Genomic DNA, 14,802 nt, shown 5'->3' on the forward strand with positions numbered 1-14,802 from the left:
GACTGGGAGCTCAGGTGCCGTAACCGTAGAAGTAGCGCTCAAAAATGGCCCGGGCGCGACGGGTCAAGCGCAAATAGTCTTCCTCGATTGCCGCCGCATTCCCCGGCTCGTATCCGCACCAGCGCGCCACCGCTTCCAGGTCCCGCCGCGAGGCGGGCAGCAGGTCGGAATTCTTGCCGGCCCAGATCACATTGGCCGAACGGATCCGGGTGGCCAGGCTCCAACTGCGGCCGAGCGTGGCGGCGTCGTCGTCGGGCAGCAGCCCGGCGGCAGCGATGGCAGAGAGCGCCTCCAAGGTGTTGGTGGTGCGCAGCTCCGGACGCTCGTGGGCGTGTTGCAGTTGCAGCAGCTGGACCAGCCATTCCACGTCGCTGAGCCCGCCGCGGCCCAGCTTTAGATGGCGGGCCGGATCGGCGCCGCGCGGCAGCCGCTCGGACTCCACCCGCGCCTTGATCCGGCGGATCTCGCGGACTTGGTCGCTGGCCAGATCCGCCGGGTAGCGGATCGGATCCACCAGTGCCATGAAGTCGTCGGCGAGTGCGTCGTCGCCGGCCATCGGGCGGGCGCGCAGCAAGGCCTGCGCCTCCCACACCAGCGACCAGCGCTGGTAGTACTCCCGGTACGAATCCAGCGACCGCACCATCGGCCCGTTCTTGCCTTCGGGCCGCAGGGCCGCATCCACCTCCAGCACCCGTTCGGCCAGCACCGGCGGAGTACACGGCTGCTTCAGCAACGAAGAAATCCGGGCCACGATGCGCTCCGCCTGCTGCTGCGCCTGGCCGGGATCCGCGCCCGGCAACGGCCGGTGCACGTACATCACGTCGGCATCCGAGCCGTAGCTGATTTCGCGTCCGCCCTGACGGCCCATGGCGACCACAAGCAGCGCCGTCAACCGATCCTCTGACTCCAGCACGGAGGTTTCCGCCACGTGCAGCCCGCCGAGCACTGCGGCACGGTCGGCATCGGACAAGGCCGCGCCGACCTGGCTCTGCTCCAGCAGTCCGGACGAGTCGGCGAGCGCGATGCGCAGCGTTTCCCGGCGGCGGATCAGCCGGATCAGCCGGATGGCCTCTTCCGGCACCGGATGACGGGACATCTTGGACTGGATCTCCTGCCACTGGGCGTCGAAGCTCAGCGGCACCAGGTCTTTGTCCGTGCCCAGCCACGCCGTCGATTCCGGCGAAACCTCCAGCAGGTCCGTGATGAAGCGGCTGCTGGAGAGGACGTGGCACAGCCGTTCGGCGGCGGAGCTGGAGTCGCGCAGCATACCCAGGTACCAGTGCGAGTCCCCCAGCCGTTCGCTCAACCGCCGGAAGCCCAGCAGCCCGGCATCGGGGTCAACCCCGGAAGCGATCCATTCCAGCAGCACCGGCAGCAGCTGGCGCTGCAGCGCTGCCTTCCGCCTGACCCCGGCGGTCAGCGCCTCAATGTGGCGCATGGCGCCGCGCGGATCCTGGTAGCCCAGGGCGGCCAGCCGTCCCTGGGCCGCCTCGGGGCTGAGCCGCACTTCGTCCAGGCTCAGGTTGGACGCGGCGGCCAGCAGCGGCCGGTAGAAGATTTGCTCGTGCAGCGCCCGTACCCGGCGCTTGGTCTGCTGCCACTTCTCCTGCAGCTCTGCCGGTGCCGGGCGCCGATCCAGCAGCGCGCCCTGTGCGGCCTTGGCCAGCACGCGTTGGGCCTGCTCGGCCTCCGGCATCAGGTGCGTCCGTCGCAGATGCACCAGTTGGATCCGGTGCTCCAGGACACGCAGGAATCGGTACGCCTCATCGAATTCGCGGGCGTCCGCCCGGGAGATGTAGCCGGCCACGCTCAAGGCCCCGATGGCGGAGGTGGTGTCCCGCTGGCGGATGGATTCGTCAACGCGGGCATGGACCAACTGGAGCAATTGGACCGTAAACTCGACGTCCCGGAGTCCGCCGCGCCCCAGCTTGATCTGCCGGCCGCGCTCATGGGCCGGGATGTTCTCCGTGACCCGGCGGCGCATGGATTGCACCGACTCGACAAAGCCTTCGCGCTCCGAGGAGGACCACACCAGCGGTGCGACCGCTTCCTCATACCGTCGGCCCAACTCGGCATCTCCGGCCACCGCCCGGGCCTTCAGCAACGCCTGGAACTCCCAGCTCTTGGCCCAGCGCCGGTAATAGGTCAGATGGGAATCCAGGGTCCGCACCAGCGGCCCGTCTTTGCCCTCCGGGCGCAGATTGGCGTCCACTTCCCAGAGCCCGGGCTCCGGCCCGGGGGACGAGATCGCCCGGGCCGTTCCGGTGGCCAGGGCCGCGCCAATGGCAGCGGCATCGCCGTCGTCGAGTCCCTCGGCCTCGACGACGTACACCACATCGACGTCGGAAATATAATTCAGCTCGCCGGCGCCGCACTTGCCCATGCCGATGATGGCCAGCTTCACCGCCGCAACGTCCTCGGCGGCGTAGCGTTCCGCTGCTTCGGCCCGGGCCACCGCGAGCCCGGCCTCCAGTGCAGCCGCGGCAAGGTCGGCCAGCTCCCGGCCGACCGTCGGCATGAAGTCGACCGGTGAGGCCGCGCAGAGATCGCGGATGGCGAGTTCGGCCAGGTGCCGGCGATACGTGCCCCGCAGCTCGATGTAGGCGTCCTTGCCGGAGAGGGAGGCGACCGGTTGGTCGGACAGCGGATCCGCCCGGACGGCCTGCAGCATCGAAGTGCGCAGCCGCGACGCCGGCACGCTGCCAGGTTCCGGGCCAATATCCGTGTCCAGGACGTCCAGGTGCTCCGGCCGGCGGAGCAGGAATTCGCCCAGTGCTTCCGAGGCCCCGAGCAGACGGAACAGGGCCTCGCTGCCGTCTCCACCCGTATTGATGACCTCAGCCAGGGAAGGGTTCTTCTCCAGCAGCCGGACCAGGGTGACCAGCGCCTGGTCCGGGTCCGCGCTGACGGCGAAGCCTGCCTCCAGCCGCTCCTGACTGACGCCGGACAGTTCCTTGGCCTGCAGGAAACGGGTACTGCGCTCCAGGTCGTGGAAGCCTCGGGCAATCAAACGCCGGGTGGTGAGCACTGTCTTTCGTCCTAGAGGATTCCGATGTTGCGCTTCAGCTCGTGCGGGGTCACCTGCAGCCGGTAGTCGTGCCATTCGGCGCGCTTGTTCCGCAGGAAGATTTCGTAGACCTGCTCGCCCAGGATGCCGGCAACCAGCTCGGACTCTTCCATCGCCCGGATGGCGTCGTGCAGGCTGGACGGCAACGGATCGAGGCCCATGGCCCGCCGCTCGGCGGTGCTCAGGCTCCAGACGTCATCCTCGGCCGCCGGCGGCAGCTCGTAGCCTTCCTCGATCCCCTTCAGGCCTGCCCCGAGCAGCACCGCGTAGGACAGGTACGGGTTGGCCGCCGAGTCAATGCCGCGGTATTCGACCCGGGCCGACTGGCCCTTGTTCGGCTTGTAGAGCGGAACCCGCAGCAGGGCGGACCGGTTGTTGTGGCCCCAGGAAATGTAGCTGGGGGCCTCTCCCCCGCCCCACAGCCGTTTGTACGAGTTGACGAACTGGTTGGTAACGGCGGTGAACTCCGGGGCGTGGTGCAGGATCCCGGCCATGAACTGGCGGGCCGTTTTGGACAGCTGGTATTCGGCGCCGGCTTCGAAGAACGCGTTCGAGTCGCCCTCGAACAAGGAGAAGTGGGTGTGCATGCCGGAGCCGGGGTGATCGGAGAAAGGCTTGGGCATGAAGGTGGCATAGATGCCCTCCATCAACGCCACTTCCTTGACCACCGTGCGGAAGGTCATGATGTTATCCGCGGTCTGCAAGGCGTCGGCATAGCGAAGGTCGATTTCGTTCTGCCCGGGACCGTCCTCATGATGGCTGAACTCCACCGAGATGCCCACGTTTTCCAGCATGGTCACGGCGGTGCGGCGGAAGTCCTGTGCCACGCCGCCGGGCACATGGTCGAAGTAGCCCGCCCGGTCCACGGGCACCGGAATCCCGTCCGGACCCAGTTCGTCGGACTTGAGCAGATAGAACTCGATTTCCGGATGCGTATAGCAGGTGAAGCCCATCTCCGCCGCCTTGCTCAGCGTCCGCTTCAGCACGTTGCGCGGATCGGCGCTGGAGGGCTCGCCGTCGGGCGTGAGCACATCGCAGAACATCCGCGAGGTCTGCTCCGCTTCGCCCCGCCAGGGCAGGATCTGGAACGTGGTGGGGTCCGGCTGGACCAGCATGTCCGACTCGAAGACCCGGGCCAGGCCCTCGATCGAGGAACCGTCGAAGCCGAGCCCTTCTTCGAAGGCGCCTTCCACCTCAGCAGGAGCCAGCGCCACGGACTTCAGCGACCCGACGATGTCCGTGAACCAGAGCCGGACAAACCGCACGTCGCGCTCTTCGATGGTACGGAGGACGAATTCCTGCTGACGGTCCATGGGCTGCCTTTCACTATGTCCGCAAGCGGCTTCTGAATTGGCATCTGAAGCCGCTTGCCAGAGCCTGCCTTGTACTTCCCTTAGCCTACTGGCAGCACCGCCGAAGTTTCCGCCGGTAACGCGGCCGCGCACAAGTGGAGCAAGCAGACGTCTGAGGATTAGGCTCTATCACATGCCCACTTCACAACCTTCCGGCGCAGAGCAGCCGGCTCCCTACGGCACGCCCGCGGCGTCTTCGGCGCCGCGCCCGGCCCGCCGCACCCGCATCCACCACCTGCAACAGGCCAAGGACGAGGGCCGCCGCTTCGCGATGCTGACCGCGTATGACCAGTACACCGCAGAGATTTTCGACGCGGCCGGGATCGAGGTGCTGTTGATCGGCGACTCGGCGTCCAACAACGTGCTGGGCAACGAAACGTCACTGCCGATCACGGTAGACGAAATGCTGCCGCTCTGCCGCGCGGTCGCCCGTTCGGCCCGCAGTGCTTTCGTCGTTGCAGACCTGCCCTTCGGCAGCTATGAGGTCTCGCCGGCGCAGGCGGTGGAGACCGGCGTGCGTTTCCTGAAGGAAACGGGTGTGCATGCGGTGAAAATGGAGGGCGGCGCGTACTACGCGGACACCGTCCGGGCCCTGGTGCAGGCCGGCGTTCCCGTGATGGCCCATATCGGCTTCACTCCGCAGAGCGAGCATGCGCTGGGCGGCTACCGGGTGCAGGGCCGCGGCGACGACGCCGGGCGGCTGATTGACGATGCACTGGCGCTGGAAGCGGCCGGGGCGTTTGCGGTGCTGATGGAAATGGTCCCGGCCGAGGCGGCAGCCAAGGTTGACCAGGCCCTGCACGTTCCCACGGTCGGCATCGGAGCCGGTCCGTCAACCACCGGGCAGGTGCTCGTCTGGCAGGACATGGTGGGTCTGCGCGGCGGCAAGATGGCCAAGTTCGTCAAGCAGTATGCGGACGTGCGCAGCATCATTTCCGACGCCGCTGCCGCCTTCCGCTCGGACGTCCAGGACGGCGCATTCCCCGGCCCGGAGCACTCCTTCTAGCGGGGTATGCCAGCCGGGCGCGCCAGCCGGGCGGGTGTGCCAGCCCCGGGCGGGACGGTCCGCCGGCCGCGTCAGTCGTCCTCCGCTTCCCACTCCTCGTTGCGCTGATGCACCTTTTCCAGCGCGTGCTCGGCCTCTTCGCGGGTCGCGTACGGGCCGATCAGCTGGGTCCAGTCGGACTGGGCGCCCGCTTCCACCTGGTGGGTGACGACGTTGTACCAGAAATCCGCCATGCCGGCCTCCTTAAGTTGACGGCGCCGTTGCAGCGTAGCCGCCTGCCGGCGTCTGATCGCCCGGGCACCGCTGCAGCACCTATATGATCGATACTATGCCCCACAACGCAGCAACAGCACCCGTCGGAACCCTCGTTCAAGGCACCGTCAGCCCCACTTTGCCGGTCCCCGCTTCGATCGAACGGCCCGAATACGCGTGGCAACCGGCGCCCGCCAAATTCACCGGTTCCGAGGTCAAGACGCCGGAAACCATCGAAAAAATCCGCACCGCCGGACGGATCGCTGCGCAGGCCATTGTGGAGGTCGGCAAGCACATTGAACCGGGTGTCACCACCGACCAATTGGACCGGATCGGTCATGAGTTCCTGCTGGACCACCATGCGTATCCGTCCTGCCTGGGCTACCGCGGTTTCCCGAAGTCGATCTGCTCCTCCCTCAATGAGGTGATTTGCCACGGGATCCCGGATACCACCGTGGTGCAGGACGGCGACATCATCAACATCGACATCACCGCCTACCTGGACGGCGTCCACGGGGATACCAACCACACCTTCCTGGTCGGCGACGTGGACGAGGAGTCGCGGCTGCTGGTCGAGCGCACGCAGGAGTCACTGCGCCGCGGCATTAAGGCAGTTGCGCCGGGCCGCGAAATCAACGTCATCGGCCGGACCATCGAGTCCTACGCCAAGCGTTTCGGCTACGGTGTGGTCCGCGATTTCACCGGCCACGGCGTCGGCGAAGCGTTCCACACCGGTCTGATCATCCCGCATTACGACGCCGCACCCGCCTACAGCCGGGTGATCGAGCCGGGCATGGTCTTCACCATCGAGCCGATGCTGACGTTGGGCACCATCGAATGGGACATGTGGGACGACGACTGGACGGTTGTCACCAAGGACCGCAAACGGACCGCCCAGTTCGAGCACACCCTCGTGGTCACCGACACCGGCGCGGAGGTCCTGACCCTGCCGTAGTCCGATACCCTCCGGTGCAGCGGGTAGGCTACCGATAGTCTGGCGCCGTACGCCGGATACAAGCGCACACGGAGGTGGCATGGCGACCAAGGACGGCAAGGCAGCCAAACTGGCAGCACGCTCCGCGATCGGGATCGATATCGGCGGAACCGGCATCAAGGGCGGCATCGTCGACCTCAAAAAGGGAAACCTGGTCGGCGACCGCATCCGTTACGACACCCCCCGCCCGTCCACGCCGGATGCCGTGGCCGACGTCGTCGCGCGCATCGTCACCGAACTCTGCGCCCGGCCGGAAGGCCCGGGCCCGGACTGCCCGGTGGGCGTCACCTTCCCGGCCATCATCCGCCACGGCGTCGCCCGGTCGGCGGCCAACGTTGACCCCAGCTGGATCGGCACCGACGTCGACTCGCTGCTCACCGCCAAGATGTCCCGTCCCGTCCAGGTCATCAACGACGCGGACGCGGCCGGGCTGGCCGAGGCCCGTTATGGGGCCGGGTCCGGCGTGAAGGGCACCCTGCTGGTGATCACCCTGGGCACCGGGATCGGGTCCGCTTTCATCTTCAACGGCAAGCTGGTGCCCAACGCCGAATTGGGGCACCTGGAGCTGGACGGGCACGACGCCGAGTCAAAGGCCTCCGCCGCGGCCCGCGAACGCGAAGGTCTGGACTGGGAGGAGTATGCGGAACGCCTGCAGCGCTACTTTTCGCACGTGGAGTTCTTGTTCTCGCCGGAGCTGTTCATCATCGGCGGCGGCATTTCGAAACGGAGCGAGGACTTCCTGCCCCTGCTTCAGCTGGCCACGCCGATCATCCCGGCCCAGCTGCGCAACAACGCCGGCATCGTCGGGGCAGCGCTGCAGTCGGCCATCCATTTCGGTTTCGCCAAGTAAAAAAGTTGGTGCCGGTGGCGGCCTCGGCTTCCCCTCCGCAGCCGCCACCGGAGTCTCTGTGCGCTATTGCGCTGTCAGCGGCCGTTGCCGGCCTTCCGGCCCCTGCTGGCCGTTTTTCTGCGCGTCGCGGCGCAGCTGGTCGATGGCGGACTCGAAATCCTCCAGCGACTCGTAGCCCTGGTACACGCTAGCGAACCGCAGGAAGGCGATCAGGTCCAGCTTCTTCAGCGGGCCGAGGATTGCCAGCCCCACCTCATGGGCGTCGATTTCCGCCGCGCCGCTGGCCCGGACCGATTCTTCGACTTCCTGCGCCAGCATGGCCAGGTCGTCTTCCGTCACCGGCCGGCCCTGGCAGGCCTTGCGCACGCCGTTGACCACTTTGGTGCGGCTGAACGGCTCGCTGACCCCCGAGCGCTTGATCACGCTGAGGCTGGTGGTCTCCACCGTGGTGAACCGGCGCCCGCAGGCCGGACATTGCCGGCGACGGCGGATCGCCGAGCCGTCATCGGTCAGCCGGCTGTCCACTACCCGGGAATCGGAGTTGCGGCAGAACGGACAATACACGCAACACTCCTTCCGTGGGGAACAGCAACAAATTCATCCTAGAACTATATCTAGGTGAATTACAAGACTGTGATTACTACATGTTGGGGTTTGAGCCGCTCAGGCGAACCGGACGGCTACCGCATCGCCGTGCGCGGGGAGGTCTTCGGCCCGGGACAGCGCGTCGATGTGTCCGCTGACCTCCCGCAGCGCTCCACTGCCGTAATTGATCACCTGGACCGCCCGCAGGAAGGTGGTCACAGTGAGGCCGCTGGCAAATGTGGCGGTGCCGCTGGTGGGCAGCACATGGTTGGAGCCGGCACAATAGTCGCCCAGGCTCACCGGGCTATAGTCGCCCACGAAGATCGCCCCGGCGTTGCGGATCCGGGCGGCTACCGCGGCTGCGTCGGCGGTCTGGATTTCCAGGTGCTCGGCGGCGTAGGCGTCGCACACGGCGATGCCCTGTTCCAGCCCGTCCACCAGGATGGTGCCCGACTGCGGGCCGGACAGCGCCTGGCGGACACGCTCGGCATGCTTGGTCCCGGCGATCTGCCGGCCGAGTTCCGCACGCACGGCCTGCGCCAGTTCCTCGGACGCGGTGACCAGCACGGAGGCGGCATGCGGGTCGTGCTCGGCCTGGCTGATCAGGTCGGCGGCCACGAACGCCGGATTGGCGGTCTCGTCGGCCAGGATGGCGATCTCGGTGGTGCCCGCTTCCGCGTCGATGCCCACCACGCTCTTGACCAGCCGCTTGGCCGTGGCCACGAAAACGTTGCCGGGTCCGGTCACCACGTCCACGGGTTCCAGCGCCGGGCCGTGACCGTTGGCGGGCACACCGTAGGCGAAGGCTGCCACCGCCTGCGCGCCGCCGATGGCATAGACCTCATCGATGCCCAGCAGCTTGGCGGCGGCCAGGATGGTGGGGTGCGGCAGCGAACCAAAGTCCTTTTGCGGCGGCGAGGCCAGCGCGATGGATGCCACGCCCGCTGCCTGTGCCGGCACCACGTTCATGACCACGGAGGATGGATACACCGCCAGCCCGCCGGGAACATACAGCCCCACACGGTTCACCGGGATCCACTTGTGCGTCACCACTGCCCCGTCACTGATTTCGACGTCGGTGTCCCCCGGCTTCTGCGCCTCGGCGAACCGCCGGGCACGCGCGATGGACTCCTCCAAGGCGGCACGGACCTGCGGGTCCAGCTGGTCCAGGGCCTCGCCCAGCGCCGCCGCCGGCACGCGCGGATGACGCTGCTCCACGCCATCGAACCTGCGCGCGAGCTCGGCCAAGGCGGCGAATCCGTCCGCGCGCACCTTGCCGATGATCTCCTCGACTGCGCCGGTGGCGGCGTCGAACGTGGTGTCCGCGCGTGGCATCGCGGCCTTCAGTTCGGCGGTGCCGAGGCTGCGGCCGCGCAGGTCCAGGGTGGGGAAATCGCTAAAGGTGTTGGCTGCAGAAGTCACCCACCCATTCTACTGACCCTTCGCCACCGCCTGGTCAGGCGTCGAGGCAGGCCGGCCCCAGCAGCACCTTGAGGTCGCCGAACAGCGAGGGGTTCGGGTTGACCCGCAAGTCCACCCCCAGCTTCATCACCTCGACCTTGCGGGAGCTGTTCAGCCGCACCTGCACCTCGGTAGTGCCAGGATGCGTTCGCAGCACGTCCCCCAGCGCGGTGACCACCGACTCGGTCGCCTTGAAGCTCGCCATCGAGATCACCACCGGACCGGAGTGCCCGTCGCTGAGGTCGGGCACGGTCAGTTCCTGCGCGTTCAGGGTGACCGCACCGTCGTCGCGGCGCTGAAGCCGGCCCCGGACCACCACGATCAGGTCTTCCGCCAGCACGGTGGCGATCGGCGCATAGGCCTGGCCGAAGAACATGACCTCCATCGAGCCGCCGAGGTCCTCGACCTCGGCGCGGGCATAGGCGTTGCCGCTGTTCTTGGCGATCCGGCGCTGCAGTGACGTGATCATGCCCGCAATGGTGATGATCTGTCCGTCCGGCGGGCCGTCCTCGCCGATCAGCGAGGTGATCGACATGTCCGCGTGCTGGCTCAGGATCCCGTCCAGTCCCTGCAGCGGGTGGTCGGAAACGTACAGGCCCAGCATGTCGCGCTCGAAGGCCAGTTTGTCCTTCTTGTCCCACTCGGGCAGGTCCGGCACATCAACGGCGAGTCCCCCGGCGGTTTCGCCGCCGTCGTCGAACGCGCTGAACAGATCGAACTGGTTGGCGGCCTCGTTGCGCTTGAGCACGATGACCGAGTCCACCGCTTCTTCGTGGATCATCGCCAGCGCGCGGCGCGGATGGCCCAGCGAGTCAAAGGCACCGGCCTTGACCAGCGACTCGATGGTGCGCTTGTTGCAGACCACTGCCGGCACCTTCTGCAGGAAGTCGCTGAAGCTGGCGAAGTTGCCCTTCTCGTCGCGGGAACCCACCATGGCGTGCACAACGTTGGCGCCGACGTTGCGGATGGCGCCCATGCCGAAGCGGATGTCCTTGCCCACCGGGGTGAAGTTCAGCGCAGATTCGTTCACATCCGGCGGCAGCACGGTGATGCCCATGTGGCGGCATTCGTTCAGGTACAGCGCCAGTTTGTCCTTGTCGTCCCCCACCGAGGTGAGCAGCGCGGCCATGTACTCGGCCGGATAATGCGCCTTCAGGTAGGCCGTCCAGTAGGAGACCAGGCCGTAGGCGGCCGAGTGCGCCTTGTTGAACGCGTAGTCGGAGAACGGCAGCAGGATGTCCCACAGTGCCTTGATGGCAGCCTCGGAGTAGCCGCGGTCCACCATGCCCTGGTGGAAGCCGGCGTACTGCTTGTCCAGCTCGGACTTCTTCTTCTTGCCCATCGCGCGGCGCAGGATATCCGCTTGGCCCAGTGAGAAGCCTGCCACCTTCTGGGCAATCGCCATCACCTGCTCCTGATACACGATCAGGCCGTAGGTGGTGTCCAGAATGTCCCGCAGCGGTTCTTCCAGCTCCGGGTGGATCGGGGTGATCTCCTGGAGGCCGGTCTTGCGCAGGGCGTAGTTGGTGTGCGAGTTGGCGCCCATCGGACCCGGCCGGTACAGGGCGATGACGGCGGAGATGTCTTCGAAGTTGTCCGGCCGCATCATCTTCAGCAGCGACCGCATCGGGCCGCCGTCGAGCTGGAAGACGCCCAGGGTGTCGCCGCGGGCAAGCAGCTCGTAGGACCCGCGGTCGTCCAGGTCCAGCGTTTCAAGGTCCAGGTCCACGTCCTGGTTCATCTTGATGTTCTCGATGGCGTCCGTGATGATCGTCAGGTTGCGCAGTCCGAGGAAGTCCATCTTGATCAGGCCGAGGCCCTCACAGGTGGGATAGTCGAACTGCGTAATGACCTGGCCGTCCTGCTCCCGGCGCATGATCGGGATGATGTCGATCAGCGGATCCGAGGACATGATGACGCCGGCGGCGTGCACACCCCACTGGCGCTTCAGCCCCTCCAGGCCCAGCGCGGTTTCGAAGACCTTGGCGGAATCCGCGTCGGACTTGAGCAGTTCGCGCATCTCCTCGGCCTCGCCGTAGCGCTTGGCGCTGGGATCGTGCACTTCCTTCAGCGTCAGGCCCTTGCCCATGACATCCGGCGGCATGGCCTTGGTCAGCCGCTCGCCGGTGGAGAACGGATAGCCCATCACGCGGGAAGAGTCCTTCAACGCCTGCTTGGCCTTGATGGTGCCGTACGTGACGATCATGGCCACCCGGTCGTCACCGTACTTCTCGGTGACGTACTTGATTACTTCCGGGCGGCGCCGGTCATCGAAGTCGACGTCGAAGTCAGGCATCGAGACGCGGTCCGGGTTCAGGAAGCGCTCGAAGATCAGTCCGTGCTTGAGCGGGTTCAGGTCGGTGATGCGCATCGCGTAGGCCACCATCGAGCCGGCACCGGAACCGCGGCCCGGGCCAACGCGGATGCCGTGGTCCTTGGACCAGTTGATGAAGTCGGCCACCACCAGGAAGTAGCCGGGGAAGCCCATCTGGAGGATGATGCCGATCTCATATTCGGCCTGCTTGCGCACATCGTCGGGAATGCCCGTCGGGAACCGGTACTGCAGGCCCTTCTCGACTTCCTTGACGAACCAGGATTCCTCGTTCTCCCCCTCCGGCACCGGGAACACCGGCATGTAGGAGGCCTTGGTGTTGAACTCCACGTTGCAGCGCTCGGCGATCAACAGGGTGTTGTCGCAGGCCTCGGGCACATCGCGGAAGATGGCCCGCATCTCCGCCGGGGACTTCAGGTAGAACTCGTCCGCATCGAACTTGAACCGCTTCGGGTCGGCCAGCGAAGAACCGGACTGCACACACAGCAGCGCCGCATGCGACTTGGCATCCTCGGCGTGCGTGTAGTGCAGGTCGTTGGTGGCCACGAACGGGAGGCCGAGTTCGCGCGCCAGCTTCCGCAGGTCGGTCTGCACGTTGCGCTCGATGTCCAGTCCGTGGTCCATCAGCTCGCAGAAGAAGTTCTCCTTGCCGAAGATGTCCCGGAAATCGGAGGCGGCCTGCTTGGCCTCGTTGTAGAGGCCCAGCCGCAGCTTGGTCTGGACTTCGCCGGACGGACAGCCGGTGGTGGCAATCAGGCCCTTGCCATAGGTCTGCAGCAGATCCCGGTCCATCCGGGGCTTGTACAGGTAGCCTTCCAGCGAGGCTAGCGACGAGGCACGGAAGAGGTTGTGCATGCCTTCGGTAGTCTCGGCCCACATGGTCATGTGGGTGTAGGCGCCGGCGCCGGAGACGTCGTTGCGTCCGCCATCGCCCCAGCGCACGCGCGTCTTGTCCGCCCGGGCGGTGCCCGGAGTCAGGTAGGCTTCGACGCCGACAATGGGTTTGACCCCGGCGTTGCGGGCCTTGTTCCAGAAATCGAAGGCACCGAAGACGAACCCATGGTCCGTCGTCGCCACGGCGTTCATGCCCAGTTCCTCGGTGTGGCTGAACAAGTCGGTCAGCCGCGCGGCACCATCGAGCATCGAGTACTCGGTGTGGTTGTGAAGATGGACGAAGGAATCGTTGCCGGTCTTGGAAGAAGTCACTGCTGCCACCGTTTCATTCTAGGTGTCGGAGCCAGCCAGTCCCGGGCTACACGCGGTGTTCGGCCAGTGCCTGCAGCGCGTAAGCCAGGTCCTGCGGGTACTCGCTTTCGTATTCAACCCACTCCCCGTTGCCGGGGTGGTGGAAGCCAAGCTTTTTGGCATGCAGCCACTGCCGGGTCAGGCCCAGCGCCGCGGCAAGTTTAGGGTCGGCACCGTAGGTCAGGTCGCCGGCGCAGGGATGCCGGAGCGCCGAGAAGTGCACGCGGATCTGGTGGGTCCGGCCGGTCTCCAGATGCACTTCGACCAACGAGGCCTTGCCGAAGGCCTCGATGACCTCATAGTGGGTCAGCGAATGGCGACCGTCTTCCACCACGGCGAACCGCCAGTCGTAGCCGGGGTGCCGGCCGATCGGCGCATCGATCGTGCCCTCCAGCGGATCCGGCAGGCCCTGCACGAGTGCGTGGTAGACCTTGTCCACCGTGCGGTCCTTGAACGCCCGCTTCAGCAAGGTGTAGCCATGCTCGGTCTTGGCCACCACCATCACGCCGGAGGTTCCCACGTCCAGGCGATGGACGATCCCGGCACGCTCGGCGGCACCCGACGTCGAAATCCGGTAGCCGCGCGCTGCCAGGGCACCCACCACGGTGGGGCCCACCCAACCGGGCGACGGATGCGCCGCCACACCCACCGGTTTGTCGATGACGACGAAATCGTCCTCGTCTCCGAGAATCTTCAAATCCTCAACCTCTTCCACCACGACGGCGAGCGGATCCCGCTGCTCCGGTACGGCAATGCGCAGGCTCCCCTGTTCGGGGAGCTTTGCCGATTTGGCGATGGCTCGGCCATCCAGTTCCACGCATTTGTCGCCGAAAAGTGCCGCGGCGGCCGAGCGGGATATTCCCAGTAGGGCGGCGACAACCGTGTCTGCCCGTTCGCCGGCCGTACTACTGTCCAGCTCGACGACCCTGACGTCGTCAGTCACCGCTCTCCCCTGCCGGCCTGCCCCCATCGAGCGGCTTGCCGTCCCCGTTCGCGGTGCGGTCCCCGGACTTGGCGGTCTGCCGAGTGCCGTCCATGCCAATCCCCATGAAAGTCAGCACGCACCACAGGATGACTGCCCCGACGACGGCGGAGTCGGCGATGTTGAAGATCGCAAAGTTGGGGAAAGCGATGAAATCCACCACGTGCCCGAGGCCGAAAGCGGGTTCGCGGAACAGCCGGTCGGTCAGGTTCCCCAGCGCGCCGCCCAGCAGGAAGCCGAGCGCCACGGACCACCACAGGGACCGGACCTTGCGGGCGTAGACCAGGATCGCGATGGCGACGGCCGACATCACCAGGGTAAACACCCAGGTGTGGTCCTGGCCGATGGAGAACGCGGCGCCCGAGTTGCGGATGAAATGCCAGTGCAGCAGCGGCGGCAGCACCGGGGTGATCTGCCCCTCGGTCATGGTGGACACGACCCACCACTTGGTCAATTGGTCAAAGGCATAGGCGAAGGCCGCGCAGCCTGCCAGCAGCAGGATGAACCGGCCCCTGCCCTTGCGTTGTCCGGTCTCGGCCGCCGCGCCGTCGTCGGATCGGTCAGCTGCCGGTGGAGTTTCTGACATGTCTCTCTCGTCTTCAGTGCCGTCCGGGGCACCGATGCGGTGTCCAAAGGCAATGGCCGGCGGCAGGATGATCCCGGCGCCGGCCATGGG

At 66.5% G+C, this 14,802-nt stretch carries 11 protein-coding genes; 3 read left to right on the forward strand and 8 right to left on the reverse strand.

What is annotated here, in order from left to right; all coding sequences use genetic code 11:
• Positions 1-10: 10 nt before the first annotated feature.
• Both MNQ99_RS11890 and MNQ99_RS11895 read right to left on the reverse strand, forming a co-directional pair.
• Positions 11-3,028 (reverse strand): bifunctional [glutamine synthetase] adenylyltransferase/[glutamine synthetase]-adenylyl-L-tyrosine phosphorylase, encoded by a 3,018-nt coding sequence (locus MNQ99_RS11890; protein WP_241913086.1) that lies wholly within the window; start codon positions 3,026-3,028, stop codon positions 11-13.
• Positions 3,029-3,039: 11 nt separating this feature from the next.
• On the reverse strand, positions 3,040-4,380 hold the full coding sequence (locus MNQ99_RS11895; RefSeq protein ID WP_127514406.1) for a glutamine synthetase family protein: 1,341 nt from the start codon (positions 4,378-4,380) through the stop codon (positions 3,040-3,042).
• A gap of 172 nt (positions 4,381-4,552) precedes the next feature.
• Here MNQ99_RS11895 and panB point away from each other — a divergent pair, with 172 nt between their 5' ends.
• Positions 4,553-5,425 carry a 3-methyl-2-oxobutanoate hydroxymethyltransferase gene (gene panB, locus MNQ99_RS11900; protein WP_127514408.1) on the forward strand — a complete coding sequence of 291 codons (873 nt, stop codon included), beginning with the start codon at positions 4,553-4,555 and terminating at the stop codon, positions 5,423-5,425.
• A 71-nt stretch (positions 5,426-5,496) separates the two neighbouring features.
• On the opposite strand, the gene MNQ99_RS11905 is transcribed toward panB, so the two are convergent.
• On the reverse strand, positions 5,497-5,691 hold the full coding sequence (locus tag MNQ99_RS11905) for an SPOR domain-containing protein (RefSeq protein WP_277883629.1): 195 nt from the start codon (positions 5,689-5,691) through the stop codon (positions 5,497-5,499).
• Positions 5,692-5,753: 62 nt separating this feature from the next.
• Here MNQ99_RS11905 and map point away from each other — a divergent pair, with 62 nt between their 5' ends.
• Together map and ppgK are read left to right on the forward strand one after the other, a co-directional pair.
• Positions 5,754-6,632 carry a type I methionyl aminopeptidase gene (gene map, locus MNQ99_RS11910; RefSeq protein WP_241913087.1) on the forward strand — a complete coding sequence of 293 codons (879 nt, stop codon included), beginning with the start codon at positions 5,754-5,756 and terminating at the stop codon, positions 6,630-6,632.
• Between the two features lie 79 nt (positions 6,633-6,711).
• Entirely contained in the window at positions 6,712-7,521 is an 810-nt protein-coding gene (gene ppgK / locus MNQ99_RS11915; RefSeq protein WP_241913088.1) for a polyphosphate--glucose phosphotransferase, read from the forward strand.
• Positions 7,522-7,584: 63 nt separating this feature from the next.
• Here the strand turns inward: ppgK and nrdR are convergent, their stop codons facing one another.
• From nrdR to lspA, 5 genes are all read right to left on the reverse strand, one after another.
• The gene (gene nrdR / locus MNQ99_RS11920) at positions 7,585-8,085 is read right to left on the reverse strand and encodes a transcriptional regulator NrdR (RefSeq protein ID WP_127514416.1); all 501 of its coding nucleotides are present in this window, start codon (positions 8,083-8,085) and stop codon (positions 7,585-7,587) included.
• A gap of 99 nt (positions 8,086-8,184) precedes the next feature.
• Positions 8,185-9,528 (reverse strand): histidinol dehydrogenase, encoded by a 1,344-nt coding sequence (gene hisD, locus MNQ99_RS11925; protein ID WP_241913089.1) that lies wholly within the window; start codon positions 9,526-9,528, stop codon positions 8,185-8,187.
• Positions 9,529-9,562: 34 nt separating this feature from the next.
• Positions 9,563-13,042: a DNA polymerase III subunit alpha gene (gene dnaE / locus MNQ99_RS11930; RefSeq protein ID WP_422387535.1), complete on the reverse strand. Its 3,480-nt coding sequence runs from the start codon at positions 13,040-13,042 to the stop codon at positions 9,563-9,565.
• Positions 13,043-13,151: 109 nt separating this feature from the next.
• On the reverse strand, positions 13,152-14,114 hold the full coding sequence (locus tag MNQ99_RS11935) for an RluA family pseudouridine synthase (protein ID WP_422387453.1): 963 nt from the start codon (positions 14,112-14,114) through the stop codon (positions 13,152-13,154).
• On the reverse strand, positions 14,080-14,712 hold the full coding sequence (gene lspA / locus MNQ99_RS11940; RefSeq protein ID WP_127514422.1) for a signal peptidase II: 633 nt from the start codon (positions 14,710-14,712) through the stop codon (positions 14,080-14,082). The genes MNQ99_RS11935 and lspA overlap by 35 nt, the downstream gene beginning before the upstream one ends.
• Positions 14,713-14,802: the final 90 nt, after the last annotated feature.

Origin of the sequence: Arthrobacter sulfonylureivorans, assembly GCF_022637435.1 — a bacterium.
Taxonomy (GTDB): domain Bacteria; phylum Actinomycetota; class Actinomycetes; order Actinomycetales; family Micrococcaceae; genus Crystallibacter; species Crystallibacter sulfonylureivorans.